At 70.4% G+C, this 26,103-nt stretch carries 28 protein-coding genes and 1 pseudogene; 13 read left to right on the top strand and 16 right to left on the bottom strand.

What is annotated here, in order from left to right; all coding sequences use genetic code 11:
* Positions 1 to 7 precede the first annotated feature (7 nt).
* Both ACWENQ_RS02060 and ACWENQ_RS02055 read left to right on the top strand, forming a co-directional pair.
* Complete coding sequence (locus tag ACWENQ_RS02060) at positions 8 to 145, top strand: hypothetical protein (protein ID WP_354906837.1); 138 nt, start codon at positions 8 to 10, stop codon at positions 143 to 145.
* 131 nt (positions 146 to 276) lie between these two features.
* Complete coding sequence (locus ACWENQ_RS02055) at positions 277 to 576, top strand: hypothetical protein (RefSeq protein WP_449917197.1); 300 nt, start codon at positions 277 to 279, stop codon at positions 574 to 576.
* On the opposite strand, the gene ACWENQ_RS02050 is transcribed toward ACWENQ_RS02055, so the two are convergent.
* Positions 577 to 1,206 carry a hypothetical protein gene (locus tag ACWENQ_RS02050; protein ID WP_354913829.1) on the bottom strand — a complete coding sequence of 210 codons (630 nt, stop codon included), beginning with the start codon at positions 1,204 to 1,206 and terminating at the stop codon, positions 577 to 579.
* 20 nt (positions 1,207 to 1,226) lie between these two features.
* Here ACWENQ_RS02050 and ACWENQ_RS02045 point away from each other — a divergent pair, with 20 nt between their 5' ends.
* Positions 1,227 to 1,391 (top strand): hypothetical protein, encoded by a 165-nt coding sequence (locus ACWENQ_RS02045; protein WP_354913835.1) that lies wholly within the window; start codon positions 1,227 to 1,229, stop codon positions 1,389 to 1,391.
* Between the two features lie 2 nt (positions 1,392 to 1,393).
* Here the strand turns inward: ACWENQ_RS02045 and ACWENQ_RS02040 are convergent, their stop codons facing one another.
* Positions 1,394 to 2,962 carry an ABC transporter substrate-binding protein gene (locus ACWENQ_RS02040; RefSeq protein ID WP_449917199.1) on the bottom strand — a complete coding sequence of 523 codons (1,569 nt, stop codon included), beginning with the start codon at positions 2,960 to 2,962 and terminating at the stop codon, positions 1,394 to 1,396.
* Between the two features lie 163 nt (positions 2,963 to 3,125).
* Here ACWENQ_RS02040 and ACWENQ_RS02035 point away from each other — a divergent pair, with 163 nt between their 5' ends.
* Together ACWENQ_RS02035 and ACWENQ_RS02030 are read left to right on the top strand one after the other, a co-directional pair.
* The gene (locus ACWENQ_RS02035) at positions 3,126 to 5,018 is read left to right on the top strand and encodes a sensor histidine kinase (protein WP_354913506.1); all 1,893 of its coding nucleotides are present in this window, start codon (positions 3,126 to 3,128) and stop codon (positions 5,016 to 5,018) included.
* The gene (locus ACWENQ_RS02030; RefSeq protein WP_354913508.1) at positions 5,011 to 5,367 is read left to right on the top strand and encodes a DUF742 domain-containing protein; all 357 of its coding nucleotides are present in this window, start codon (positions 5,011 to 5,013) and stop codon (positions 5,365 to 5,367) included. The genes ACWENQ_RS02035 and ACWENQ_RS02030 overlap by 8 nt, the downstream gene beginning before the upstream one ends.
* On the opposite strand, the gene ACWENQ_RS02025 is transcribed toward ACWENQ_RS02030, so the two are convergent.
* From ACWENQ_RS02025 to ACWENQ_RS01995, 7 genes are all read right to left on the bottom strand, one after another.
* Positions 5,368 to 6,243: an ABC transporter ATP-binding protein gene (locus tag ACWENQ_RS02025; protein ID WP_354913510.1), complete on the bottom strand. Its 876-nt coding sequence runs from the start codon at positions 6,241 to 6,243 to the stop codon at positions 5,368 to 5,370.
* Positions 6,240 to 7,088 carry an ATP-binding cassette domain-containing protein gene (locus ACWENQ_RS02020; protein WP_452412638.1) on the bottom strand — a complete coding sequence of 283 codons (849 nt, stop codon included), beginning with the start codon at positions 7,086 to 7,088 and terminating at the stop codon, positions 6,240 to 6,242. The genes ACWENQ_RS02025 and ACWENQ_RS02020 overlap by 4 nt, the downstream gene beginning before the upstream one ends.
* Positions 7,085 to 7,930, bottom strand: coding sequence for an ABC transporter permease (locus tag ACWENQ_RS02015; RefSeq protein ID WP_452412637.1), 846 nt, complete (start codon positions 7,928 to 7,930; stop codon positions 7,085 to 7,087). The genes ACWENQ_RS02020 and ACWENQ_RS02015 overlap by 4 nt, the downstream gene beginning before the upstream one ends.
* Positions 7,927 to 8,943 (bottom strand): ABC transporter permease, encoded by a 1,017-nt coding sequence (locus ACWENQ_RS02010; RefSeq protein WP_452412636.1) that lies wholly within the window; start codon positions 8,941 to 8,943, stop codon positions 7,927 to 7,929. The genes ACWENQ_RS02015 and ACWENQ_RS02010 overlap by 4 nt, the downstream gene beginning before the upstream one ends.
* Positions 8,940 to 10,565, bottom strand: coding sequence for an ABC transporter substrate-binding protein (locus ACWENQ_RS02005; RefSeq protein ID WP_452412635.1), 1,626 nt, complete (start codon positions 10,563 to 10,565; stop codon positions 8,940 to 8,942). The genes ACWENQ_RS02010 and ACWENQ_RS02005 overlap by 4 nt, the downstream gene beginning before the upstream one ends.
* A gap of 105 nt (positions 10,566 to 10,670) precedes the next feature.
* Complete coding sequence (locus ACWENQ_RS02000; protein ID WP_449917217.1) at positions 10,671 to 11,144, bottom strand: anthrone oxygenase family protein; 474 nt, start codon at positions 11,142 to 11,144, stop codon at positions 10,671 to 10,673.
* Complete coding sequence (locus ACWENQ_RS01995; RefSeq protein WP_452412634.1) at positions 11,141 to 11,401, bottom strand: hypothetical protein; 261 nt, start codon at positions 11,399 to 11,401, stop codon at positions 11,141 to 11,143. The genes ACWENQ_RS02000 and ACWENQ_RS01995 overlap by 4 nt, the downstream gene beginning before the upstream one ends.
* Positions 11,402 to 11,483: 82 nt before the next feature.
* Between ACWENQ_RS01995 and ACWENQ_RS01990 the strand changes: the two genes are divergently transcribed.
* The gene (locus ACWENQ_RS01990) at positions 11,484 to 12,413 is read left to right on the top strand and encodes an AraC family transcriptional regulator (protein ID WP_452412633.1); all 930 of its coding nucleotides are present in this window, start codon (positions 11,484 to 11,486) and stop codon (positions 12,411 to 12,413) included.
* A gap of 148 nt (positions 12,414 to 12,561) precedes the next feature.
* Here ACWENQ_RS01990 and ACWENQ_RS01985 read toward each other — a convergent pair whose 3' ends face one another.
* Positions 12,562 to 13,593 (bottom strand): DUF5937 family protein, encoded by a 1,032-nt coding sequence (locus tag ACWENQ_RS01985; protein ID WP_452412632.1) that lies wholly within the window; start codon positions 13,591 to 13,593, stop codon positions 12,562 to 12,564.
* Between ACWENQ_RS01985 and ACWENQ_RS01980 the strand changes: the two genes are divergently transcribed.
* Positions 13,592 to 14,065: a cupin domain-containing protein gene (locus ACWENQ_RS01980; protein WP_452412631.1), complete on the top strand. Its 474-nt coding sequence runs from the start codon at positions 13,592 to 13,594 to the stop codon at positions 14,063 to 14,065. The genes ACWENQ_RS01985 and ACWENQ_RS01980 overlap by 2 nt on opposite strands.
* A gap of 60 nt (positions 14,066 to 14,125) precedes the next feature.
* Positions 14,126 to 14,503: a DUF4267 domain-containing protein gene (locus tag ACWENQ_RS01975; RefSeq protein ID WP_452412630.1), complete on the top strand. Its 378-nt coding sequence runs from the start codon at positions 14,126 to 14,128 to the stop codon at positions 14,501 to 14,503.
* A 95-nt stretch (positions 14,504 to 14,598) separates the two neighbouring features.
* Here the strand turns inward: ACWENQ_RS01975 and ACWENQ_RS01970 are convergent, their stop codons facing one another.
* The gene (locus tag ACWENQ_RS01970; RefSeq protein ID WP_452412629.1) at positions 14,599 to 14,751 is read right to left on the bottom strand and encodes a hypothetical protein; all 153 of its coding nucleotides are present in this window, start codon (positions 14,749 to 14,751) and stop codon (positions 14,599 to 14,601) included.
* 45 nt (positions 14,752 to 14,796) lie between these two features.
* Between ACWENQ_RS01970 and ACWENQ_RS01965 the strand changes: the two genes are divergently transcribed.
* Positions 14,797 to 16,107 carry an FAD-binding protein gene (locus tag ACWENQ_RS01965; protein ID WP_452412628.1) on the top strand — a complete coding sequence of 437 codons (1,311 nt, stop codon included), beginning with the start codon at positions 14,797 to 14,799 and terminating at the stop codon, positions 16,105 to 16,107.
* Between the two features lie 747 nt (positions 16,108 to 16,854).
* Here the strand turns inward: ACWENQ_RS01965 and ACWENQ_RS01960 are convergent.
* A complete protein-coding gene (locus tag ACWENQ_RS01960; RefSeq protein WP_452412627.1) occupies positions 16,855 to 17,370 on the bottom strand; it encodes a GrpB family protein in 516 nt (171 codons plus the stop codon).
* 333 nt (positions 17,371 to 17,703) lie between these two features.
* On the opposite strand from ACWENQ_RS01960, the gene ACWENQ_RS01955 reads away from it, so the two are divergent.
* Entirely contained in the window at positions 17,704 to 18,267 is a 564-nt protein-coding gene (locus ACWENQ_RS01955; protein ID WP_452412626.1) for a hypothetical protein, read from the top strand.
* A 259-nt stretch (positions 18,268 to 18,526) separates the two neighbouring features.
* Here ACWENQ_RS01955 and ACWENQ_RS01950 read toward each other — a convergent pair whose 3' ends face one another.
* Entirely contained in the window at positions 18,527 to 19,051 is a 525-nt protein-coding gene (locus ACWENQ_RS01950) for a hypothetical protein (protein ID WP_452412625.1), read from the bottom strand.
* Between the two features lie 259 nt (positions 19,052 to 19,310).
* A complete protein-coding gene (locus ACWENQ_RS01945) occupies positions 19,311 to 19,724 on the bottom strand; it encodes a hypothetical protein (RefSeq protein ID WP_452412624.1) in 414 nt (137 codons plus the stop codon).
* A 394-nt stretch (positions 19,725 to 20,118) separates the two neighbouring features.
* Here ACWENQ_RS01945 and ACWENQ_RS01940 point away from each other — a divergent pair, with 394 nt between their 5' ends.
* Both ACWENQ_RS01940 and ACWENQ_RS01935 read left to right on the top strand, forming a co-directional pair.
* Complete coding sequence (locus ACWENQ_RS01940; protein WP_452412623.1) at positions 20,119 to 20,694, top strand: ArsR/SmtB family transcription factor; 576 nt, start codon at positions 20,119 to 20,121, stop codon at positions 20,692 to 20,694.
* 111 nt (positions 20,695 to 20,805) lie between these two features.
* The gene (locus ACWENQ_RS01935) at positions 20,806 to 22,215 is read left to right on the top strand and encodes an alpha/beta hydrolase family protein (protein WP_452412622.1); all 1,410 of its coding nucleotides are present in this window, start codon (positions 20,806 to 20,808) and stop codon (positions 22,213 to 22,215) included.
* A gap of 123 nt (positions 22,216 to 22,338) precedes the next feature.
* On the opposite strand, the gene ACWENQ_RS01930 is transcribed toward ACWENQ_RS01935, so the two are convergent.
* Positions 22,339 to 22,509 carry a helix-turn-helix domain-containing protein gene (locus ACWENQ_RS01930; protein WP_449917581.1) on the bottom strand — a complete coding sequence of 57 codons (171 nt, stop codon included), beginning with the start codon at positions 22,507 to 22,509 and terminating at the stop codon, positions 22,339 to 22,341.
* 20 nt (positions 22,510 to 22,529) lie between these two features.
* Positions 22,530 to 22,784: pseudogene (locus ACWENQ_RS01925) on the bottom strand (hypothetical protein); the annotation flags it as partial.
* Between the two features lie 817 nt (positions 22,785 to 23,601).
* Here ACWENQ_RS01925 and ACWENQ_RS01920 point away from each other — a divergent pair.
* On the top strand, positions 23,602 to 26,103 hold the full coding sequence (locus ACWENQ_RS01920) for a Tex family protein (protein WP_452412621.1): 2,502 nt from the start codon (positions 23,602 to 23,604) through the stop codon (positions 26,101 to 26,103).

Raw genomic sequence — 26,103 nt, 5'->3', positions numbered from 1 at the left:
GAGCCTCATGGACAAGGTGCGCGCGTATCTGCGCAGCCCGGAAGGCAAGCAAACGATCGACAAGGCCAAGCGCATGGCCAGCGACCCGCACAACCAGGCGAAGGCGAGGAGGTTCCTGGACAGACTGCGCCCGAAGCGCCACTGAGCCGCCCGGTGCGGACGGCCGAGGGCGCGCGGGTGCCGTCCGAGCCCGTGGCTCCGGCGGCACCCGCGCGCGCCGCGTTCAGGGGGCTGGCGGCCGGCGGAAGTGTCGGTCGCGCCTCCTAGAGTGGGCGCGTGCTTCCAGATCTACGTGAGCCCGTCATCAGGCAGCTCGCCGAGTCCGACCTGGCCCGCCACCACTGGCGGGCCGACGACGGCGACGGCGGCGTGTGGCTGTTCGAGAGCGTCGAGGGCGACGGCGAGCACTGGGCGATCAGGCAGATCGAGATCCGCGCCGACCGCTCCGTCCACCGCTACTGGTGGCGCCACCTGCAGGACGAACACGGCTTCCTCACCGACCAGCCGCTGGAGATCTGGGAGCTGGCCGAGATCAGCCAGGAGGCGTTCGCGTCGGTGTGGGAGCTGGCGGGCTGATCAGCTCTCGCCGGGCGGCACCGCGACGGAGATCTCGCCGCCCAGCTTGTGCCCCAGCAGCAGGTCGAGGTCGTCGCCGCTCCAGAACCGTCCGGGGTCGTACCAGTTGGGCCTGCGGCCGACCGGCAGCAGGCCCATCTCCTCGTAGGTGACGGCGACGACCTCGGCGCAGTAGGCGCGCTCCAGCGTCCGCTCCCCCACCTCGCGCCGCAGCCGGGGGATCCTGCCGCGCAGCCATCGCCCCGCCAGGCGCGCGGTAGAGGGGAACGGCGTGCCGTCGAGCCTGGCGACCGTGCGCAGCGCCGCGTCCTCCATCTCGGCGGTGGCCTGCGGTTCGAGCTGGCGCAACCAGCCGCGCTGGCCGTACCGCCGGCCCCAGACGGTGACCGCCTCGCGCAGGTCGTGCAGCTGCACCCCGCGCTGGTGGGTGCCCGACCACAGGTCGAGCAGCGACTTGCCGAGCTCGGCGTGCCACATCATGGGTGGCATGTCCTCGATGACGATCGACATGCCCACGTGGTTGACCGGGCTGTTGGTCACTGTCTGGATCGCCCGGTCCGGCACCGAGCGTCCCCTGAACACCCAGAGGTCCCCGGTACGGGTGAGATCTACGGCCTCGTCGAGAGTCAGCACGCCACTACCCTAGGCACATGCGGACGAAATGGTGGAAGATTCTCGGCCTGGCGGGCGTGGCAGGAGTCGCCGCGACCGGCGTGGTCATGGCCCGCGCCGAACGGCGGCGCCGCGCCTACACGCCGGAGGAGATCAGGTCGCGGCTCCGCGAGCGCGTCGAGGCCGAGGTCGAGCAGGGCTGACCTCAGCCGACCGGCCGCAGTTCGTGGACGAAGACCACGTCCGGATAGGCCGGGTTGTCGTTGTAGCCCTGGATACCGCTCAGGTAGGCCCGCTGGTAGTTGACCACCCACGGCACCGCGGCCGCCGCCTGGACGTCGAGCAGCCTCCTGTCGAGCTTGGCGTAGGCCTCCTGCGCCGCCGCCCGGTTGGTGACGGTGAGCTCGGGCAGCGTGTCGATCAGCGCGTCGGCCTCGCGGTCCTTGAGGTAGGTCAGGTTGAACTGAACGCCTTCCGCGCTCCTGAAGACGTTGGTGAACCACGAGTAGGCGTCGGCGTAGTCGGGCCACCAGTACATGAGGAAGATGTCCTGACCGCGCCGCTTGCCGCGGGCCCACTGCTCCTCCCACGGCAGCGCCTTGGCCACCAGCGTGATGTTGAGCGGTTCGAGGGTGGCGGCCAGGCGCCGGACGAAGACCCGCTGGTCCTCGTCGCCCTGGGCGTAGGTGAGGGTGAGGCGCAGCGGCAGGCGGCCGGGGCCGTAGCCCGCCCTGGCCAGCAGGTCCGCCGCGCCCTGGAGGTCCTGCCTGGGCGTACGGCCGGCCGAGTGGCCGAACAGCCCTTCGGGGATCACGCCCGTCGAGGGAGAGGCGGCGCCCCGCAACACGCGCAGCGTGCCCGAGTAGTCGATCGTCTTGCGCAGCGCCCTGCGGATCCGCACGTCCGCCAGCGGTCCGGCGGAGGTGTTGAAGAGCAGCATCGCGGTCTGGAACGACGGCATGGCGGCGGTCCGCACGCCCGCCGTCCTGCTCGCCCTGCGGTAGAGGGACGGGTTGAGCCGGTGCACGAAGCTGACCTCGCCGCGCATCAGGCGCCGCCAGGCCTCCTCGATGTCGGGCTCGACCACGTACTTGACCGTGGTGTAGTGGGGCCGGTCCCAGCCGCCCCAGTAGGCCTGGTAGGCCTTGAGCGTGAGCTCGTCGCTCTTGCCCTTCCGCCAGCCGGCGACGGTGTACGGGCCGGTGCCGGCGTCCCGGCCGGCGGCGAACCACGCCTTGAGGTCGGGTGCGGCCGCCGTGTCGTAGATGTAGGCGGCGTACCCGGAGGAGGCGACGAGGTCGAGCGGCACGGCGTACTTCAGCGTGAACGTCACCGTGAGCGGGTCGTCGGCCCTGATGGACTCGACCGCGCCCCAGATGTAGGAGGGCCCGCTCTTGGAGCGCATGGTGCGCTCGATCGACGCCTTGACCGCGGCGGCGTCCATGGGCCTGCCGGTGTGGAAGGTGACGCCGGAGCGCAGGGTGAAGGTCCAGGTCCGGCCGTCCGCGGAGGCGCGCCAGGAGGTGGCCAGGCGCGGGCTCGCCTTCTTGGTGACCGGGTTGTAGATCGTCAGCGACTCGTAGATGTTCTGCATCGCGATGATCTCGTTGGAGTAGGAGCTGGCCGGGTCCCAGTCGGTGACCACGCCGAGGTTCTCCACGTAGACGAACGTGGAGTCCTTCGCGGGTGGCCGCTGCTCCTGCCGTGCCTGCGGGGCGGTCGAGCAGCCCGCGAGGAGGAGCGCGAGCGCGGCCGCGATCAGCCGACGGCGCATCTGCCTCCCTCTACTCCCCGATCGTCCTGGGAAACCTACTGCAAGATCACGAAATGATGCTCAAAATCCCGAAAAATCGGGAAATTGCGAGGTGCAGTTGCTAGGCTCTCACCTGTCCCAAATCCGGGGTTCCGATGCTAGGGACCGACCGGAGTGAGGTGCCATGGGCCGAAGCCGCACGATCAGAGTGAAGATCGTCGGCCTGCTGCTAGTTCCGCTGGTGTCGATGATGACCCTGTGGGGTGTCATCGTCGCGGTGACCGCGGGCGAGAGCCTGGAGCTGCGCTCCTACAAGGAGCGCTGGACCAATCTACGCCAGCCCGCGAGCAAACTGATCGGCGAGCTGCAGCGCGAGCGCCTGTCCTCGGCCCGGCTGGTGGTCCACCGGCACGCTCCGGCCGACCAGAGCGCCGCCTACGAGCAGCGGGCCAGGACCGACGCGGCCAGGGAGCTCTTCCGCCAGCTGTCGGACCGCTCGCGCGGCTCGACCACCGAGGCGGTGCGCCGCCAGATCGACGCGGTCCTCACCCAGCTGGTGCACCTCGAGGCGATCAGGGGCGAGGTCGACGCCGGCCTGTCGCCCCGGCTGCCCACCATCGAGGCCTACAACGCGATCTCCGACGCGCTGTTCGGCCTGCAGCGCAGCGTCGCGCTGATCGACGACATCCCGATCTACGAGCAGTCGCGCCTGGTCATCAACCTCGGCTACGCCAAGGAGTTGCTGACCAGGGAGCAGGCCATCGCCGTCGGCAACCCGGGTGACGAGGAGCGCAAGCTCTTCACCCAGCTCGTCGGCAACCGCCGCTTCCTCATCGACCAGGCGCTCGCCGAGCTGGACGCGCCGCTGCGCGAGATCCAGGTCGGCATCATCACCACCCCGGCCTACCAGCGGCTGCGGATCATGGAGGAGCAGATCATCGCGGGCCGTGCGCCCGCCGACTGGCCCTCCACCTCCACGGCGCTGGCCAACGCCATCCAGAACGCGCAGAACGAGGCGGGCGTCATGCTCACCGAGCGCGCCGAGCCCGTGGCCGACGCGGTGCTCGTGCGCGCCCTCGTGCTGGCGGGCACCGGCCTGCTCGTCGTGGTCGTCTCCCTCATGATCTCCCTGCGGATGGGCAACCGGCTGTCCAAGGAGCTGGCCACGCTGCGCGAGGCCGCGCTCGAGGTGGCCGAGACCCGCCTGCCGCAGGTCGTCCGCAAGCTGCGCCAGGGCGAGGAGGTCGAGGTGCCCGAGCTGTCCGTGCCGGGCAGGACGACCGAGATCGCCGATGTCGGCAAGGCCTTCGCCACCGTCCAGCAGACCGCCGTCGAGGCGGCCGTCGGCGAGGCGAAGCTGCGCGCGGGCGTCGGCCAGGTCTTCCGCAACCTGGCCCGGCGCAGCCAGACGCTGCTGCACCGCCAGCGCATCCAGCTGGACGGCATGCAGCGCACCGCCACCGACCCGCAGGCCCTGGACGACCTGTTCCGCCTCGACCACCTGACCACCCGCATGCGCCGCCACGCCGAGGGCCTGATCATCCTGTCGGGCGCCACTCCCGGACGTGGCTGGCGCAAGCCGGTGCCGCTGCACGACGTGGTGCGCGGCGCCGCGGCCGAGGTGGAGGACTACACCAGGGTGACCGTCTCGCCCATGCCCGCCCACTCGCTGGCCGGGCCCGTGGTCGGCGACGTCATCCACCTGATCGCCGAACTGATCGAGAACGCCACCGTCTTCTCCCCTCCGCACACCACGGTGACCGTGCGGGGCGAGCTCGCCGCGCACGGTTTCGTCGTGGAGGTGGAGGACAGGGGACTCGGACTCAGCGAAGAGGAGCTGGCCGAGCTCAACGAACGGCTGGCCAACCCGCCCGAGTTCGATCTCGCCGACAGCGACAGGCTCGGCCTGTTCGTCGTCGCCCGCCTGGCCGCCAGGCATGACATCCGCGTGACGTTGCGCGGTTCGCCATATGGAGGGACCACCGCCATCGTGCTGATCCCCGCAGAGCTCGTCGTCGCACCCGAGGAGCAGGAGCAGGAACCCGTGAGGAAGATGCGGGTGGTGACCAGTGAGTGAGGAGCGCTGGCTGGACGAGGACGCAGGTCCGATCGTTCCCGCCTACCTGCTGACCCGCGGTCGCACCGTGCCCGCCAGCGAGGCCATCGACCTCATCGCCGTGATCATCACGGCGGGCGGTCTCGCCATGCCCGTGGGCCTCGGCCCCGAACACCTGATCATCCTTCAGCAGTGCACCAAACCCACCCGTCTGGTGGACGTGGCCGCCGAGCTGAACCTGCCGATCGGCGTGGTGCGCGTGCTGGTCGGTGACCTGCACGCGCAGAAGCTGGTGGAGGTCGAGAAGCCACCGCCCGCGCCCGACGCCAAGGTGATGCTCGAGGTGATCAACGGGCTGCGCGCCCTGTGATCACCGCGCGGCCAGCCCTGTGAGCACCAGCTCGGCCCGGTGGCAGGCGACCGTCCTGCCCGCCACCTCGCGCGGCTGCGGGGCGGTCTCGCACTCCGGTACGGCCAGCGGGCACCGCAGCCGGAACGGGCATCCGGTGTCCGCGGGCGCCGACTCGGTTCCGCCCCTGGCCACCGGCGGCCGGCCGCCCAGCTTGGGCACGGCGTCACGCAGCGCCAGCGTGTAGGGGTGGGCGGGCCGCCGCAGCAGGTCCTCCGTCGGCCCCGACTCGACGATCCGCCCGGCGAACAGCACGTGAGAGGTACGGCACAGCCGCCCCACGACCGCCAGGTTGTGGGTGATGAGCAGCCGCTCGGTCCCCAGGCCCGCCAGCAGGTCGAGGATCCTGGCCTGCACGGTCACGTCGAGCGCGCTCGTCGGCTCGTCGAGGACGAGCAGCCTGGGACGCACGGCCAGGGCCCTGGCGATGACCACCCGCTGGCGCTGCCCGCCGGAGAGCTGGTGCGGCTTGCGTCCGGCCAGCGCCGGGTCCAGGCCGACCTGCTCCATCAGCGCGGGCACCGCCGCCCTGTCACGGCTGCCCTCGGCGATCGAGCGGCCGACCGACATCCTGGGGTCGAGCGACTCGGCCTGGAACACCGGCTGGACGGCCTTCCTGAAGACCTTCCTGTCGACCTTGGACAGGTCCTGCCCGCCGTAGGTGACGCGGCCCTTGACGGGTCGGAGCAGGCCGAGGAAGGCGCGGGCGAGCGTGGTCTTGCCCGAGCCCGACTCGCCGATGAGGCCGACGCCGCCTTCGGTGATGTCGAGGGTGACGTCGTGGACGACGGGCGTCCTGCCGTAGGCGAGGGTGACGCCGTCGGCGCGCATGATCATGGGAGCGCCTCCAGCAGCTCGCGGGTGTAGGGGTGGCCGGGACTGGACAGCACCTGGTGGGCCGGGCCTGACTCCACGACCTCGCCGTCCTTCATGACCAGCACGCGGTCGGCGATCGTGGAGACCAGGGGGAGGTCGTGGGAGACGATCAGCAGGGCGAGCCCCCGCTCCTCGCGCAGCCTGCGCAGCACGCCGACCACCTCGGCCTGGACGGTGACGTCGAGGGCGCTGGTGGGCTCGTCGGCGAGGATCACCTCGGCGCCGAGCGCGATGGCCAGGGCGATGGCGAACCGCTGGGCCTGGCCGCCGGAGATCTCGTGCGGGTAGCGGCGCAGGATGGCCGGGTCGAGCATCACGGCCTCGCACGCCCGCGCCATCACCGCCTCGATCCCGCCCCGCCGCTGAGCGTCCGCGCGCCCGGCGCCGCCCGCGGGTTCCCCGTCGGGGAGCACCCCGGCGTTCCCGTCGGGCAGGGCGGCGGACGGCCCGGAGGAGGGGGTGCCGGTGATGCCGTGGCGCTTGAGTGCCCTGCGCATGAGCACGCCGAGCCGCGTCGTCGGCGACAGCGCCGCCTGCGGCGACTGGATGACCAGCGCCGCCTTCGCCCCCCTGATCGCGCGCAGCGCGCGGGGCCTGGCCCGCAGCACGTCCACCCCGCACACGCTCACCTCCCCCGACACCGTGGCCCCCTCGGCGAGCCCCAGCGCGGCCAGCAGCGTCGTGGACTTGCCCGAGCCGCTCTCCCCGACGACGGCCACGCACTCCCCCGCCGCCACGTCGAGGACGGGCACGTGCGCCACCACCCTGGACCCGTAGGCGACCCGCAGGTCCCTGATGCTGATCACCGGACCGTCCTCCGCGGGTCGAGCGCGCCGCGCAGTCCCTCGCCGAGCACGTTGAACGCGAACGCCGTCAGCAGGATCGCCAGCCCGGGGAAGGTGACCACCCACCAGTTCGTGGTGAAGAGCGTCTGCCCCTGGTACACCATCAACCCCCATTCGGCGGTCGGCTCCTGCGCGCCGAGCCCCAGGTAGGACAGGGCCGCCGCGGTCAGGATGACGCCGCCCGCGTCCAGCGAGAGCTGCACCAGGACGGGCGTGAGCGAGTTCGGCAGCACGTGCCGCAGCACGATCAGCGGGGCCGGCACGCCCAGGCAGCGGGCCGCGTCCACGTAGCTCCTGGTGGAGACGGAGGCGGCCACCGAGGCCGACAGGCGGGCGTACCAGGGCCACCAGGTCACCGCGATCGACAGGATCACCGTGGTCACGCTCGGCCGCAGCACCACGGCGAGCGCCAGGGCGAGCAGCAGGGCGGGGAAGGCGAGGAAGACGTCGGTGACCCGCATGATCACGTCGCGGGCCCAGCCGCCCGCGTAGCCCGCGACGAGGCCGAGCGTGACCCCGGCCGTCGCCGACACCGCCAGCACGGCGACGGCGATCGCCAGCGAGGTGCGCCCGCCGTACAGGACCTGGGTGAGGATGTCGCGGCCGACCTGGTCGGTGCCGAACCAGTGCGCGGCACCGGGCGGCAGCAGCGCGCGCAGCGGCTGCGTGTCGTTCTCCGGGTACGGCGCCAGCCACGGCGCGCAGATCGCCGACAGCACGATGAGCACGAGCAGCACCGCGCCGAAGGCCGCGAAGCGGTCAGGGACGCGGGGCAATCGCCGGCGCGGCTCGACGGCGGTCATCGCGCCCTCGCTCTCGGGTCGACGACACCCTGGAGCAGGTCGACGACCAGGTTGGCCAGCACGTAGACCACGGCGACCAGCACGGTGACGCCCGCGATGCCCGGCGTGTCCGCCGAGGTGATCGCGTTGAACGCGTAACGGCCGAGGCCGGGCCAGTTGAAGACCGCCTCGACCAGGAAGCCGTTGACCAGGGAGTAGGCGAAGACGAGCGCGATCAGCGACAGCACGGGGTTGAGCGCGGGCCGCAGCGCGAAGCGCGTCAGGATGGCGGTCTCGCCGAAGCCCATGGCCCGTTCGAACCGCACGTGGTCCTGCCCCGACTCCTCGATGAGCGCGGCGCGGGTGAGCTGGGCGATCACGCCCGCGGGGTAGGCGGCCACGACGAGCGCGGGCAGCACGAGGTGCTCGGCCGTGCTGGTGAAGATCGGCCAGTTGCCCGTGATGAGCGCGTCCACGATCGTGATGTTGGTCCACAGGGTGAGCGGGCTGGTGGTGTCGAGCGTGGTGTCGTACTCGCCCGCCACGGGGAACCAGCCGAGATGGGTGGCGAAGACCAGCTGGAGGGTGAGCGCCAGCCAGAACACCGGCACCGAGACGGCAAGCATGGAGCCCAGCCGTACCGAGAGGTCCGGCAGTCTCCTCTTGTGGCGGGCGGCGAGCACGCCGACCGGCACCCCCACCAGGATCGCGACGACCAGGGCCGCGCCCACCAGTTCCAGCGTCGCGGGGAAGGCGTTGAGCAGATCCTCCATGACCGGTCTGCGGGTGCGCAGGCTGACGCCCCAGTCGCCGGTGACCAGATCCCTGGCGTAGTTCCAGAGCTGGACGTGGAGCGGCCGCTCCAGCCCGAACTGCTCGCGCGCCGCCGCGAGCTGCTCGGGCGTCGCCTTCGGCCCCGCGTACGCCACGGCGGGATCGCCAGGCACCAGCCGCATGATGACGAACGTGAGCGTGACCACGCCGGCCACGACCAGGAGAGCCTGGCCGAGCCGGCGAGCCAGGTAACGCGTCACCCGGTGGGCTTCAGGTCGTAGAAGGAGACCACGTTCGGGTAGGCGGGGTTGTCGACGTAGCCCTCCACGCCAGCCGACAGCGCCCGCTGGTAGGTCTGCACGTACGGCACCGCCACCGCGGCCTTCTCCTCGATGATCTTCCGCTGCAGCTCCGCGTAGGACCGCTCGGCGGCCGTCCTGTCGGTCGCGGTCAGCTCGGGCAGCGCGTCGATCTCCTTGTCGATGGCCTCGTCCTTCAGGTACGACAGGTTGAAGGAGACGGGGTCGGCGCTGCGGAAGACGTTGACGAACCACGAGTACGGGTCGGCGTAGTCCGGGAACCAGTACATGACGAAGATGTCCTGGCCCTTCTTCTTGCCGAGGTCCCACTGCGGGTTCCACTGCATCGGCTTGGCCTGCAGGGAGACGTTGAGCTTCTTCAGCTCCGCCGTCAGCAGCGTGACCAGCAGCTGCTGGTCGGCGTCGCCCTGGGCGTAGGTCAGGCTGAGCTTCAGCTCGTTGAGGTCGGGCCCGTAGTCGGCGGCGGCCAGCAGCTCGGCGGCCTCGGCGAGGTCCTGCTTGGGCTCCAGGCCGGGCGTGAAGCCGAGCAGGCCCTGCGGCACCAGACCCGAGCCCTTCTGCCCCGCGCCCTTCAGCGCGGCGACCAGGCCGTCGTAGTCGAGGACCTTCTGCAGCGCCTGCCGTACGCGGACGTCCTTGAGCGGGCCGCTGTCGGTGTTGAACAGCAGCATCAGGTTCTGGAAGGACGCCGTCTGCGACGCCTGCACGCCGGCGGTGCCGCCGGCCTGCGCGAACAGCTGCGGGTTCAGCCGCTGGACGAAGTTGACCTCACCCTTCTGCAGCAGTTGCCACGCCGTGTTCAGCTCGGGCGTGACGCGGAAGGCGACCTTCTTGTACTGCTCGGGCCTCCAGCCGCCCCAGTAGCCGTCGAAGGCCTTGAGCGTGAGCTCGGTCTCCTTGCCCTTCTCCCACGTGTCGACCGTGTACGGGCCGGTGCCCGCGTCGGCCTTGCCGTCCTTGACCTGCTCGACCACGCTGGTGTCGTAGATGTAGGAGGCGTAGCCCGAGGAGGCCACCAGGTCGAGCGGGCTGGCGTAGGACAGGGTGAACTTCAGCGTGTGCTCGTCGGGGGTCTCGATCTTCTTGACCGCGTCCCAGACGTAGGCGGCGCCGCCCTTCAGCTTCATCGTGCGCTCGATCGCCTTCTTGGCGGCCTCGGCGGTCACGGGGTTGCCGCTGTGGAACTTCACGTTCTCCCGGAGCTTGAACGTCCACTCCTTGCCGCCGGCCGCCGAGCTCCACTCGGTGGCCAGGCGCGGCTCCGGCTTCTGGGTCGCGACGTTGTAGCGGGTCAGCGACTCGTAGATGTTCTGCATCGCGATGTTCTCGTTGGAGTACGAGGTCGCGGGGTCCCAGTCGGTCACCACGTCGAGGTTGGGCGCGTAGACGAACGTCTTGTCGTTCTCCGTCGCCGCGTTCGCCGTCGGGGAGGCGGTGGATCCGGTGGCGGGCGCTGAGGGGGGCTGGCTGGCACCGCGCACCTGTCCGCCCGCGCACGCGGATGCGGTCATGGTCACGGCCCCGACGACCCCTGCGGCGAGCAGACGCTTGTGCCAGCGCATGGGGAGTTCCTTTCGTAAGCCACTCTGACGGGATCCGCGCCTTTCGCCCGGCTTTCGCCCCGCCGGGCAAGATCGTAGCGACTTACGCCTCTCCCTTCCCCGGCATCACCACAACAACAGGCCCACCCCCGCGATGGCGAGAGACGCGAAGCTCACCAGCCCCCTCAGCGTGTTCCACCGCCGCCAGCGGGCGGAGTAGGCGGCCCACAGCCGCTCCGGCTCCCCCCGGCCCGCCTCCAGCGCGTTGTTCATCGGTACGTTGACCGCCGCGGTCACCGCGAACGCGCCGAGGACGTACAGGCCGCCCGCGACGAGGAAGGCGGTCCCCGCGGCCGGCACGTCCTGGACGAGGAGCAGCACGCCGGCCGCGACCGGGGCGACAGGCGCCGCCAGGTACATCAGCAGGAAGACCGGGTTCAGGATCTTCCTGTTCGCGCTGCGCATCGCCGCCACCGCCTGGTCGGGCCTGATCGCGTCGAGCCCGGGCATGACCGAGATCGTGAACCCGTAGAACAGGCCGGCCATCGCGCCCAGCAGAACCAGGCTGAGCACCGCGATCACCTGGGTCAGCGTCGTCATCGTCCGCCACCTCGCACCCCGGCGCACCGGGCCTTGACGAAGGGCCGGCCGCCCTCGCCCGCCGACGGGCCGCCGTCCCCCGAGGACAGCACGCCCGCACCCCTGGACTCCCGCACGGGAAGGCCGACCTCGCGCGCCGGCCCGCTCATGTTCACCGCCACCCAGGCCGCGTTCTCCGAGACCGAGGCCGCGTCGCCCGCGACACGGGCCACGTTGCGGCCGGTCCTCCCCGTGCCGCCCAGAACCAGGTTCGTCATGCCCTCAGCCTGGCCGCGACCCCCGGACGGCGGCCATCGTCGAGAAGCTCGCCCGCATCATCCAGCGTCTAGGCTTCGTCGCATGGACGCTCTCGCAGGACTCCTCGACGGGCCGCGAGCTCGTGGCGCCTTCCTGCTCCGCTCGATCATGACGCCCCCGTGGTCGGTGCGCATCCTCGACCGGGCCCCGCTGACGCTCGTCTCGATGCTGTGCGGTGAGGCGTGGGTGATCCCCGACGGCGGCGCCCCCGTACGGCTGACGCCCGGCGACGTGGCGATCATGCGCGGCCCCGAGGCGTACAACGTGGCCGACGACCCCGCCACCGAGCCCACCATCCTCATCCACCCGGGCGAGCGCAGCACCACCGTCGACGGCGTTGAGCTGTGCGCGTCGATGGACCTGGGCGTGCGCACCTGGGGCGACAGCCTGGACGGCCCCGCCGTCATGCTCAGCGGCACCTACCAGCTGCGCGGCGAGATCAGCAGGCGGCTGCTGAACGCCCTGCCGTCCGCGCTGGTGGTTCCCTCACTCGACACGCCCCTGCTCGCCCTGCTCGGCGACGAGATCGCCAAGGACCAGCCGGGTCAGGAGGTCTTCCTCGACCGGCTGCTCGACCTGCTGCTCATCGCCACGCTGCGCGCCTGGTTCTCCCGGCCCGAAGCCGGGGCGCCCGCCTGGTACCAGGCGCACAGCGACCCCGTCGTCGGCCGCGCGCTACGCGTCCTGCACAACGAGCCCGCCAGCCCGTGGACGGTCTCCGCGCTGGCCGACCGCGTGGGAGTCTCCCGCGCCGCCCTGGCGCGCCGCTTCACCGAACTGGTGGGCGAGCCGCCCATGTCCTACCTGACCAGCTGGCGGCTCACCATGGCCGCCGACCTGCTGCGCGAACCCGAGGCGACCGTGGCCTCCGTGGCACACAAGGTGGGGTACGGCAGCGCGTTCGCGTTGAGCACGGCGTTCAAGCGGGAGCGCGGGCTCAGCCCCCAGGAACACCGCATGGCCCCCGCCTGACCCGTTCCCTGGCTTGCCCCGAAGCGCCGACCAGACCCTCCACAACCCGGACACCCCCACCCGTCGACCTTCCGCCAGGAGAACGTCCACCCCGCGAGGCCCCGCCCGACGACGTCCAGCCCGCAGAACATCCACCCGCCCAGACCAGTCATGGTCGCGGCGAGGCCGCGTCCAGGAGAGCACGTCCAGCTTTGGTGAGCTCGTGCGTGGCCGTGCGACCGGCCCGGCTGCTGTCGATCAACCCGGCGTCTCGCAGGATCGTCAGGTGTTCGCTGGCCGTCGGGACGGTGACGCTCACCAGCCTGGCCACGATGGACGTCTGCAGCGGAGTGGTGAGCGCGGCCAGGATCCTCGACCGAGTCGTCCCCAGAAGCCGGTCAAGGGATCTCGGAGTGGGAGGTGCCGCCCAGAGGTACCGCCCGGATGCCGGGTAGTAGATCGCCGGAGTCCAGTGGTCTGAGGTGGTGCACTGCACCCGGTCGGTGATGAACAGCGACGGAATGAGAATGAGTCCCTCGGGGCAGTCGACGTCGAGGGCGGCGGACGACTTGACGGTGATGGTGTCGCCTTCGCACGCCGCGGAGTGGTGCAGGCGCGGAAGGACGGTGCGCAGCCCCTCGCGGTTGACCTGGATGGCCCGGTCCAGCATCTCGGCACGCAGCGCCTGCCGCATGGACGGCCACTCCGGTTCCATGGCCGCCGTCCAGAGGCGGCGCACCGCTTCGGCGGCCTCCGACCTGGCTCGGTCGGGGTCATCGAGCAGTCGGCGGCCTATTTCTGCCCCCCGCCCGATGCCGGCGTCGGCCAACTCGGCGTAGACCTGGTCCGCCGGGGTGGAGAGGAGGGCCTCCATGCCTTCTTCGAAGGTCGGCTCACTGGACATCGGCGATGGGTCGAGGAAGTCGGGCCGATACGCGCCATCGGCCATGAAGACCGTGAGCGCGCTCAGGTCCAGGCCGGAAAGGCGGTGGTGGCGACGGCGAAGCCACGGGTGGAACATCGGGTGACGCTGCGGTTCTGTCAACAGCCGGGCGAGACTGACCACTTCGTGGATCGGCGACATGGCCCATCGCACGCTCGCAGCGCCGGCACCCAATCGGAAGCGGATCACTCTCCCTATTGTTAGGCCACCGCCGAAGTGAGCGCGAGCGCGGCGGCGAAGCCCCGAGACTCGGGCCATGACCGAGACGAAGCCGACGGACTGGTTCCGCGGGCGACCCGAGCGCGCCGGAAAGACGCGAACGATCCAGCTAGGTGCCGGCGGATCGACCATCGAAGTCCTCGCCGCCCCGGCGGAGACCGGCGGGATCGTCAGCATCTACCGGTGGCGCATGTCGCCCTCCAGCCGGGGACCTGTCCCGCACTTTCACACGACCTTCAGCGAGACCTTCATCGTTGAAGAAGGCGAAGTCGACTACTTCGACGGGCGGGCGTGGCGAACACTGCTGCCCGGCGACACCGCGCATGCCGCGATGGGTGACGTCCACGCGCTTCGGAAGGAGCGCGCCGACCCTGCCACCCTCCTCATGGCACTCTCGCCAGGCGTACCCCGGGAGGAGTATTTCGCGCAGCTCGCCACCGTGACCGATCGGGACCTGAGCCGGCTTCACGAAGCCCACGACAACCACTTCGTCGACGACCACGAACGGTGATAGCGCCCCGCTGTCTGGAATGCGCTCGTACAACTGCTCCCGAAAGGGCGAGACACACCCATGCTCACCACCATCGCCACCGTGCTCGCCGGACTCATCGGCGCGGGCGTCATCGTCATGGGCACCAGCTTCTTCTGGGCGCCGCAGGCCGCGGTCGGCTTCGGGATCCCCGACACGCCGACCGAGGGCCGGAGCTTCCATGCCTGGCTGTCCGTCAAGGGCGTGCGCGACATCGCCTCAGGACTTTTCATCCTCATCGTGCTGGCCGGCGGGACAACCCACCTGCTGGGCTGGTTCATGCTGGCCGCCGGCGCCATCCCCGTCGGCGACGCGGTGATCGTGCTGCGCAGCAACGGGCCCAAGGCGGCCGCCTACGGCATTCACGGCGCCACCGCCGTGGTGATGCTGGCGATCAGCGCGCTCCTGCTCATCGCGTAAGCCACGTGGTCCGGCGGCCGGAGCTCTTCGACGCGTCCCGCCATCGCCTCACCAGCGATCCAGCAGCCGGTCGACGTCGGGCCAGAACAGCGCGGTCAGGCCGCGCCGTACCTCGGCTCGGCGAGAACCCGCTGAAGCAGCAGCGTGTTGACGTGCACCAGCGCGGACCGCCGCAGGTGCAGGCATCGAGGTTTCGGCGTGGTCCTTGTCCGGGCGGTCAGGGCGCCGTCCTTCCCGTAGTGCAGCACGGTATTCCTTCGCATTTTCTGAGAACTCGAAAAAGGGAGACGACGATGACGATCAACGATCTGCGCGGTGTCCTCAAGGGGCGCGTGCTCCTGGCCGATGACGACGGCTTCGAACAGGCGGCCACCGCGTGGAATCTGACCGTCAGGCAGCCGGTGGCGGCCGTGGCGGAGGCCGCGGACGCCGATGACGTGGCGGCGCTCGTGCGTTACGCGCGGCGGGCGGGTTTGACGGTGGCCGCTCAGCCGAGCGGGCATGGCGCCTCGGGTGATGTGGAAGGCCTGATCCTGCTGCGTACCGGCCTGCTGAACGAGGTGGAGGTACGCGCGGAGGAGCGCGTGGTCCGGGTGGGCGCGGGCGTGAAGTGGGGGCAGGTGCTGGCGGCGGCCGGTCCGCTGGGTCTGACCGGCCTGGCCGGCAGCGCGCCGGGGGTCAGCGTGACCGGCTACACCCTGGGCGGTGGGGTCGGCTGGTTCAGCCGCAAGTACGGCTTCGCCTCCGACAGCGTGCGGGCCATCGACATCGTGGACGCCGAGGGCGAGCCGGGCCGGGTGACCGCCGAGTCCGATCCCGAGCTGTTCTGGGCGCTGCGCGGCGGTGGCGGGGACTTCGCGGTGGTGACCGCCCTCGAACTCGAGCTGTATCCCGCGCCAGTCCTGTACGGCGGGCGCGTGATCTGGCCGGAGCACCGGACCAGGGAGGTGTACGACGCGTTCCTGGAGATCACCGCCGAGGCGCCGCGTGAACTCAGTGTCTGGATCAACCGGCTCCAGCCACCCGGCGCGCCGCCGATGGTGACGCTGGATCTGGCCTACCTAGGGGAGGCGGCTCAGGGGCAGGACCTGCTGGCGCGCATCGACAAGATCGAGGGCGCGATCTCCGACAGCCGCGGCGTCGTCCCGGTCACCGACCTGGGTCACATCGCCGCCGAGCCCACTGATCCGGCCCCATCCATCGCTCGTGCGGAGCTGCTCACCGGCCTGGACGCGGACGCGGTGGAGCTCCTGCTGGCCAAGCCGGTCGAACCGCTCATCAACCTGCAGATCAGGCACCTGGGCGGGGCGCTCGCCGAGCCGGGCGGCGGGGCCGGTGCGAGCGGCGCGGTGGCCGAGCCGTACCTGCTCGGCCTGGTGGGTCTCGGCCTGCCGCACGCGGCCGATGCGACGCGCGCCAAGCAGGCCGAGGTCGTGGCCGACCTGGAGGCCTACATCAGCGGCCGCAAGCCGTACACCGTGCTGTCTCCCGGCGACACGGCGGCGAAGTCCTTCTCCGGCAGCACGCTCGCGCGGCTGCGGGAGATCAAGCGGGCCCGTGACCCGCACAACGTGTTCCGCGCGAACTACCCGGTGCTCGGATAGATCGGTTCCCAGCAGGTCACGGCCCCGCTGGTCGCGGTCTGCCGTCGTGGTCGCGCAGCATGCGCAGGACACTCGCGGCCGAGGGGTGACGGCCCCTTTTTCGCGCCGCTGGTGATGACGAGGCGGGCGGCGATGTCGCGCAGGCTGAGGTCTTGCTCGCGCAGGTGCAGGGCCATGGGGACTGCAGAGAATGCGCCGGGCGCAGTCAGATGGCCTCACCCAACTGCTCGGCCAGCCGCTCCAGACCCCCTTGATGAGCCGCCCGTACTCGTCGTCGCCCAGCGCGCCGATCCCGGCCCGCGCCTGCTGGAGGTGCTCACGGGCGCGGCCGAGATCGCCCAGCTTGCGATGGCACTCACTCAAGTTCAGGTGCAACGACGGATACAGGCCGGCCACCGAAAGCGCCACCCCGGCTTGGGCCACCCGCTCATCGGTGACCAGATCGGCGGCGGCGAGCGCTCGCAGATCCCACATCAGCTCCTGCTGCACGTCGTCCTGCACGTCGGCCATCGCGTGGGCAAGGACGCAAACATGCAGCGGGTCGCCTTGCTCGCCGCCGATGTCGTCCCAGATCTGCGCGAACAAGTCGCGAGCGGCTTCACGCTGACCTCGGTGGTGATGCAACTCCACCTCCTGCCCGATCCGGGTCATCGTCGGGTCGGTGGTCATCAGCGGCTCCTTCGCCGTCGCGCGCTGCCGCCGTCAGCCTACTTGCCCGACGTGGCTCAGCGATCTTCAAACGGCCGATCAGCGAGTGCGGTCAGTTCTCGCGAACAAGACCACCCGCTCGATGAAGAACGTTTTCGCCTCGCTGTAACCAGCTCGATCGTTTCGGAACCGTGTGGCCAGGTCTTTCTTCAGCTCGCCGTAGGCGTTCGCGGTCTGCGGGTGTTCGCGAAGGAAGTCCCGGAAGGCGAGGTGGCGTGCGAGTTCCGGGTTGTCGACCGCGCAGACGTAGAGATGGTGCGAAGGCGTATCCGCAGGGCTGGTGAACGCCTCTCGCCCCGGTATGTTCCCGTTTCCTTCGTGGTGGTAGCCGAGGAGACGCAGGTTCTTGATGACCGCGGGCAGGTCGTCACGGGTGCTGATGACCACGTCGATGTCGATGATGGGCTTGGCCGGCAGGCCTGGGACTGCGGTGCTGCCGACATGTTCGATTCGCTGGGCGAGCGAGCCGAGTCTGCGGGCGATCGGGTCGCGGATTGCCGCGAACATCTCGGGCCAGCGCGGGTCGTAGGGGACGATCTCGATGGGCGTGCTCAATCAGGGTGCTCCTCGTCCGGTCGTGTGCTGGCGGCGGCTTGGTTGTGATCGCCGGTCGATTCGGTTCCATTCGGCCGTCTGATCGCCTATCTTGCTCCGCTCGTCTCTTTTCGTCCGGGACGGAAAGACCCGTGCCTCCGCCTTGCCGTGGGTGGGCGGTGCTTTGGGCCGGGCGGCTCGGATCAGGCGGCTGGGGAACCGGCTGCGGCAGGAGGTGTGCCGCGTATCGCTGTTGCGGTTGTTGCGGTTGTTGCCACTTCGATTCCGCAGCTCTCAGGGGGTGCGGGAGCGAACCGTGCGGGGGCAGCATCGGTCCAAGACGATCACCGATTCGTGATCGTCGTCATCTCGTTCGACCCCCTGGAAAGGACCCCTATGTCCACACGATCCGCTCTCGCACGCCTGGTGCCGGCGGTGGTCTTCACCACCGGACTCGTGGCCGCCTCTCTCGCCCCGGCCGCAACCGCCCACGCAGCGTCCCAGGGCGCCACCTGCAGCGGTGAGCGCATCGGCCGCGTCCCGATCACAGCCACGACCGAAGACAGAAGCGCTTCGATGAAGGGCGCCTTCCTGCACATCTACCGCAACGGCGGCCAGGTGTGTGCTTTCACCAACACCAGCCTCGCAGCCGAGCGCTATCGCAAGGCCTTGATGGTCGAGCTCTATGCCTGCGGGCGCACCGCCGGCCAGTGCCGGCAGGACCCGGATCTCGTCCTGCTGTCCGACTCCTCGAACAACGACCCGGAAGAAAGGGGAAGCACCCTCAACCGGACCGGCGCGGCCACCGTCAACGCCGGCGGACTGTGCATCTGGGCCTGGGGTGCCGTGCTTTTCAACGACTCGCGCGGCAGGCGGTTCGAGGGGAAGGCTAGGAGCGCGATCTCCTGCCCGGGGTGAACCCATCCGAGGCCAGGCGAGAAGTGCGCCGCCTGGCGTGCGTGACGTAGGTGCTGCCGATCCGGTCGACGAGATCCATGCCGTCCTCGCCAGGCGGCGCTGGTGCCTGTCCCCAGCAGCGTCGGGCGGAGAGACCTTCACCGTCTGATCAAGCGGTGCAGGTTTCCAGCCTGCACACGCGAAAGGGGCCCTGGCCACCATGACCGGTGAAGCCGGGCCCCTTAGGCGCTGCAGCAGGTGGGTGTCGGCCCCTCAGGGATCAGGAGCAGACGCGCTTCAGGCTGGCGTACTTGCCCCAGCCGAGCGTGTATCCCTTCGGCCCCCTGTCCCAGAACTTGACGGAGGTGACGCGGTCGCCGGTGTAGATGGTGTGCCAGCCCTCCTTGTCGATCTCGTTGATCCCCGCGTTGGTGCCCCAGGTTCCGTGTCCCTCGTTGGTGATCCCCTCCACCCAGAAGTCGATGTAGCCCGTGGCCTGCCTGTCGGGCACGTAGAACTGGTAGGCGCAGTGCGCGGCGGTGAACGCCACCTTGTACTGGACCTCGATGCAGGCGTGGTCGCCGTTGGTGTAGGTCCACTCGATGGGCCGCTGCGTGTCCCAGCCGCTGAAGTACTGGTCGTTGCCGGGGCATGCGGTGGTGTTGCGCTCCAGCGTGGTGACGTAGGGGGTGAACGTCTCCTCGGCGGGATCGGCGACGGCGGGCGAGCCGGTCAAGGCGAGCGCGGGCAGGACGAGGGCCGCTGCTGCGACGGCCCGGGCGGCGATGCGCTGAACAGATCTCACTGCGTGACTCCTGTCGGGTCGAGATGGTGTGCCGTGATGGCACAAGATCACTTTCGGAAAACCGGTGGCGCGTCCACGCCTGTGGACAGCGCATGCCGGCGACGAGCGGACACCTGCCAGGTCTGGACGGCGGCTGACCAAGCGAGGAGATGATCCGATCGCCGAGGAAGAACGTGGACACCGGCGAGGCCTGGGGAGGACCCGGTGGCCGCGTTCATCGCCCGGTTACGGGCGCTGCATCAGTGGCAAGGGGGGCTCGTCACTGTCCGGACCTTGCGCACTTTCTGACCTGCTTGCGGATGTCATCGCCGGTGTTGACCCACGCGTCGGTCAGCACCGTCTGCGTGCCGTAACCGCTGGAGCTGTAGCCGCCGCCCAGGGAGATCCAGGCGGTGGTCGAACCGTACGGGCCGGTGACCTTCGGGCCCTCCATCCAGCACACCGGATGGACCGTTTCGCCGTAGGCGTACCACCGCACGGGGCGCTTGTTGAAGTCGATCCGGTACACCTCCTCATCGGCGGTCCCGCCGATGAGGGTCGCCTCGAACGTGGCGAGCCCCGCCGTGTTGACCACCTTTCCGGTGAGTGCCTGCCCGGTCGCTGCCGCGCCCGGCAGGGCCGTCATCCCTACCGCCAGGAGCCCGCCCGCGACCAGCGCGCCGATCTTCTTCATCGTCTGTTCCCTTCGTCGTCTCGAGCACTGCGAGATCACTTTCGGAGGGCCGGCACGGTGTCCACCACCCGTGGACAGCACCTGCGGACGACGACCGGACACCCGCCCGGTCTGGACAGCGGCTGACCAGCGAGGACACGAGACCGAAGGCGCGTGCCCGTTCGTGATGACCCGGTGTCCGAGCGTGGATGAGGACACCAACCGGGGAGCAGACGCGCGGCGAGACGACGCCGGCGGATGGACGGCTTCCGCCGGGCATGAGGCCGGCCCCCGCGTCGAGGCGATGCGAGGGTCAGCGTGATGGCCGTTGCTTCCCGGAGCCCCGGACTTCCGGCCGGGCACGCATTCGCAAAGCGCCTTTGCAAACACCCTTTGCGAACGGTACGGTGCTCTCGTGGATCTCGTCCCGCAGGAGATAACCGATGTCGAAGCGCTGAAGCTCCTGGCGCACCCCATGCGACAGCGGATCGAGCGGCAGTTGCGCAACGGTCCTGCCAACTCCGCGACTCTCGCCCGAGCCCTGGGCCAGAGCACTGGCCTGACCAGCTATCACCTGCGCCAGATGGCCAAGCACGGGTTCATCGAAGAGGTGCCCGAGCTGTCGAAGGGACGAGAACGCTGGTGGCGCCAGGTGCCTGCTGATCGCAGGATCCCGCCCTACAGCCGCCAGACCCCCGAGATGCGGGCGGCGGTCGAGGAGATGAACCGGCTCGACTTCGCCGACGAGCTCGAGCAACTCACCCGCTTCCAACTCGAACGCGACGACCTCGGTGAATGGGCCGACGCCCTGGTCTGGTCGCGCTCGGCGATGCGCCTCACCCTCGACGAGCTCAAAGAGTTCCTCGAGGAGTACGTGAAACTGCTCTACCGCTACAAAAGGCCGGACGAGGCGACGCCACCCGGAGCGCGCACTGTGCTCGCCCGGATGCTCGCGTTCCCCGCCCCCACATCCGCCGACGACGGCGAATGAAGTGGGCCGCCGGGTGCCAGCCCGACGGCCCAGAGACGAAATCCGCATCACCACGCCCCGCCAAGGGCGTGTCTTCACGTGCACGGATTCCCATAGAAAGGAGAGCACCTCATGCTGCTCTCACGCAAACGCTGGACGGGGTCGCTGCTGCCCGTCATACTCGCGATCGCCTTGTGCGCCCTACCCGTACCCGCACACGCCGACGCGCTGGTCACCAGCGACGTCACCTTCACCGGCGACGGCGGCGTGACCTTGCACGGAACGGTCGTGGCGCCAAAATCGGCGAAAGGCCGCAGGCCCGGCATCGTCATGGTGCACGGCGCCGGGCCCGTCACCCGGGAGGAATTCCGGGACGAGGCCGAGGCCTACGCCAAGCGCGGCATCGTGACCCTGATATACGACAAGCGCACCATCGGCTACTCCACCCTGCGGCGGAACTACGAGACGCTCGCCGGTGACGCGCTCGCGGCGGTACGCACACTGCGGGCCCGCGCCGAGGTGAACCCGGCGATGATCGGCATCTGGGGACTGTCGGAGGGAGCGTGGGTGGCGCCGATCGCGGCCGCCCGATCCTCGGACGTGGCCTTCCTCGTCGTCGCCGGTGCGGTCGGAACGACGCCCGCCAGGCAACAGGCATGGGCGTACGGCGAGCGGCTCCGGCACGCGGGCGTGCACGGGTCGCTGACCCACATGCTGCAGCAGCGCGCCATCAGGTTCGGGATCGGGAGCGGCCTGTTCGGCGAAGAGGACCGCGACCCCATGCGCAGCTGGGAACACGTCCGCCAGCCGGTCCTCGCGCTGTGGGGAACCCTCGACCGGGAGGCGATGCCCGCCGAGAGCTCCCAGATCATCCGGCAAGGCCTGGAACGCGGCGGCAACACCCACTCCACCATCCACTTCATCACCGGCGTCCGCCATAACCTCAACCGCACGTTCGACGACGGCTTCGACCGTCCCGACAGTCTCCCTGCCGACTTCGCCGAGTTCGAGGCCGCCTGGATCACCAGCCTGAGCGATGGCCCGCCGAAGGCCGGCGCGGACCAGCCGCCGTCCCAGGATCTGCTGAGCCGCCCGGTGGACGGACCGTTCGCCTGGTACGAGTCACCCTGGCTGCAACTCGCGGCTTTCACGATCTTCCTGGCCGCCTCCCTCGGCTACGCGCTGGCCGCGATCGTCAGGCGGCTGCGGCGACGCCGCGGCGCACCCCCAGCCTCACGACCGGCTCGCTGGCTCGTCATCGCCCTCATGGCCTCCACACTCGGCTTCCTCGGCTACTTCTGCGTCCTGGTGCTCACCGGCGCCTACCTGATCGGGCCCGTGGTCCTCGGCCGCCCCTTGCCATGGCTGACGCTTCAGCTTCTCGCCGTGGCCACGGTCGTCGCCGCGGTCGCCACGGCCACCGCTACCTGGCGCCACCGCCGCGACCTATCCCCCGGAAACCGGATACGGCTGGGAATGACCCTGGCAGCAGCCGCGGTGTTCGTGCCGTGGGCGGCCTACTGGGGCGTGCTCATTCCCTGAAACCGATGAGCTGGAACGCCCGGCTGCCCGGCGCGAGCGCGCCGGGCCAGCTCGGGCCCTTCGGCCCGTACGGAGACGATGCCGAGCACGATGTCGAGTCCGACTTTGCAACGTCACTCACAGCTACTCGGTGGGCTGGAGCGGGGCGGGGCTGGACGGGGTGGTGGGTGGTTCGTCGTTCTCCAGCGCTCGATACCGGGTGGAGCGGCCGACGCCGAGGTGCTTGGCGATGGCGGTGATGGATTCGCCACGGGCCTGCCGGGCGCGGGCGGCGGCCAGCTTGTCCTCATCCAGCGCCGGGGGCGGCCTCCGGCGCGGGCGGCGGCCAGGCCGTCCAGGGTGCGCTCGCTGATCAGCTCGCGTTCCATCTCGGCGGCCAGGCCGGCGAGCATGAACAGCATCCGGTCGGCGATCGTCTGCCCGCTGGGCCGTGCAGGCCGGCGCAGATGCCGGACAGGATCTGAAGGTTGATGCCGCGCGGGGCGAGGGTGTCTTCGAGGAAGATCAGCAGTTCCTTGACCGAGCGGGCGATGCGGTCGGGCTTGTAGATGACCGTCGGAGCCCGACATGAAGGATTTGTACGTCGTTCTGGAGACATGGACCCATCACTGCCCGCAATGCCGTAAGGAGTGGCGCTACACCTACGAGGCGTGGCACGGCGACAACGGGTGCGGGAGATGCGCCGTCACGTGGCGCCACCGCGGCCAACTCGTGCCCACGCCGTGGTCGGGGCCCGCGTGCCCCGACTGCTCGACACCGGCGAGAGCGACCGTGCCTCACTGAGCCCGCGTGCCGCCGTCGTTCTGCCCGAACGGCGGCGGCACCCCGCCCCCGACCCGCGCACGAGCACCTGACCGTCCCTTCCGATCGACGCCGCGACCCGCGCACGAGCGCCTGACCGTCCCTTCCAACTGCCGCCGCGACCCGCGCATGAGCACCTGACCGTCCCTCCGATCACCACCGTGACGCGCGCACGAGCACCTCACCATCCCCTCCGATCACCACCATGACCCCGCGCACGAGCTTCCCCCTTCCCCTCCGATCACCACCGCGCGCGACCCCCAGATCTCCCCCCAACCACCACTGCGCGCGTGACCGCCTGCCCTCTCCTCGAACCGGCGCGGCGCGTCCCACCGTCGGCGGCCGGGCGAGCGGAAAATGTCGGTGCGGGGGTCTAGGGTTTCGGGTTCAGGCTCGCCGTGACGGCGGGGACCGAAGTCCTGCTGGGCGCGCGCCCTCGGCGGACGGGACCATGCGGGGACGGAGGTGCCAGGCCGGCTTGCCGTACGGGAGAAACCCCTCCTGAGCGGGAAAGACGCAGCCGGCGAGCGCACCCGCCCCGCGGGTCCGGCACAATTGGGCGGCGGACCATCGAAAGGCGAATCAGTGCTCTCTATTCACCAGCGCATCGCGGAAGAGCTGGGCGTACGCGAGGGGCAGGTGCAAGCGGCGGTCGACTTGCTCGACGGCGGCGCCACCGTGCCGTTCATCGCGCGTTACCGCAAGGAGGTCACCGGCGCGCTCGACGACGCGCAGCTGCGCACGCTGGAGGAGCGGCTGCGCTACCTGCGTGAGCTCGAGGAGCGGCGCGCGGCGATCCTGGAGTCGATCGAGACGCAGGGCAAGCTCACCGACGAGCTGAGGGAGCAGATCCTCGCGGCCGACACCAAGGCCCGTCTCGAGGACATCTACCTCCCCTACAAGCCGAAGCGCCGCACCAAGGCCATGATCGCCCGAGAGCTCGGGCTGGAGCCGCTGGCCGACGCGCTGCTGGGCGACCCGACGCTCGACCCGCTCGCCACCGCCGAGCCGTACGTCGTGGAGGGGCTGGCCGACTCGGCCGCCGCCCTGGAGGGCGCCCGCGCCATCCTGATCGAGCGTTTCGCCGAGGACGCCGACCTGATCGGCACGCTGCGCGAGCGCATGTGGTCGCACGGCAGGGCGGTCTCGACCGTGCGCGAGGGCAAGGAGGAGGCGGGGGCCAAGTTCTCCGACTACTTCGGCTTCAGCGAGCCGTTCACCAAGCTGCCCTCCCACCGGATCCTCGCGATGTTCCGCGGCGAGAAGGAGGAGATCCTCTCGGTGACGCTCGAGCCCGAGGAGGGGCCCGAGTACGAGATGCGCATCGCCGCCCGCTTCGGCGTCTCCGACCAGGGCAGGCCGGCCGACAAGTGGCTCGCCGACACGGTTCGCTGGGCGTGGCGCACGCGCATCCTCGTCCATCTCGGCCTCGACCTGCGCATGCGGTTGTGGCAGGCGGCCGAGGACGAGGCGGTGCGGGTGTTCGCCGCCAACCTGCGCGACCTGCTGCTGGCCGCGCCCGCCGGCACGCGCGCCACGATGGGTCTCGACCCGGGCCTGCGCACCGGCGTCAAGGTCGCCGTGGTCGACGCGACGGGCAAGGTCGTCGAAACCGCCACCATCTACCCGCACGAGCCCAAGCGCCAGTGGGACCAGTCGCTCGCCGTGCTCGGCGCGCTCGCCCAGAAGCACGGCGTCGAGCTGATCGCGATCGGCAACGGCACCGCCTCCCGCGAGACCGACAAGCTCGCCGGCGAACTGGTCAAGCACATGCCGGGGCTGACCAAGATCGTGGTGTCGGAGGCCGGCGCGTCGGTCTACTCCGCCTCCGCCTACGCCTCGCAGGAGCTTCCCGGCCTCGATGTCTCGCTGCGCGGCGCGGTCTCCATCGCCCGCCGCCTGCAGGATCCGCTGGCCGAGCTGGTCAAGATCGACCCGAAGTCCATCGGCGTCGGCCAGTACCAGCACGACCTGGCCGAGACCAAGCTGTCGCGCTCGCTCGACGCGGTGGTCGAAGACTGCGTCAACGCGGTCGGCGTCGACGTCAACACCGCCTCCGCGCCGCTGCTGACCCGCGTGTCCGGCATCGGGGCGACGCTGGCCGACAACATCGTCCAGCACCGCGACACCCACGGGCCGTTCAGGTCGCGCAGCGCGCTGAAGGAGGTGGCGCGCCTCGGGCCCAAGGCGTTCGAGCAGTGCGCGGGCTTCCTGCGCATCCCCGGCGGCGACGACCCGCTCGACGCCTCCAGCGTGCACCCCGAGGCCTACCCCGTGGTGCGGCGCATCCTGAGCGCGGTCGGCGCCGACCTCAAGTCGCTCATCGGCAACACCGCGACGCTGCGCTCCCTCAAGCCCGCCGAGTTCGTCGACGACACCTTCGGCCTGCCGACGGTCACCGACATCCTGGGCGAGCTGGAGAAGCCGGGTCGTGACCCGCGTCCGGCGTTCAAGACGGCGACGTTCAAGGAGGGCGTGGAGAAGCTCTCCGACCTCGCGTCCGGGATGATCCTCGAAGGGGTCGTCACGAACGTCGCGGCGTTCGGGGCGTTCGTCGACATCGGCGTGCACCAGGACGGGCTGGTCCACGTGTCGGCGATGTCGCGCACGTTCGTCAAGGATCCGCGCGACGTGGTGAAGCCCGGCGACATCGTCAAGGTGAAGGTGCTCGAGGTCGACATCCCGCGCAAACGCATCTCGCTCACGCTCCGGTTGGAGGACGAGACCGCGGCGGGCGCCAGGCAGGGGCGTGGACGCTCGGCCGAGGGCCGTGGCGCAGACGGCCAGCCGGGCGGCGGACGCTCCGGAGAAGGGCGCGGCGGCGGCCGTTCGGGTGGCCGCGGGGAAGGCCGCGCCGACGGCGGCCGCGGTGGCAACACGCGTGACGGCGGCCGGGGGAATGGCGGCGGCAACGGGCGTGACGGTGGCCGTGGCCGTGACGGCGGCAACGGGCGTGAGGGTGGCAACGGGCGTGAGGGTGGCAACGGGCGTGAGGGTGGCCGCCAGGGCGGGCAGCGCCGTCCCGCGCCGACCGGCGCCCTCGCCGAGGCCCTGCGCAAGGCCGGCCTGGCGGGCGACGACTACTGA

The sequence above is a fragment of the Nonomuraea sp. NPDC004354 genome (assembly GCF_053602555.1).
Note: the sequence above shows the minus strand (reverse complement) of the source record. Positions and strands in the feature narration are given on the sequence as shown.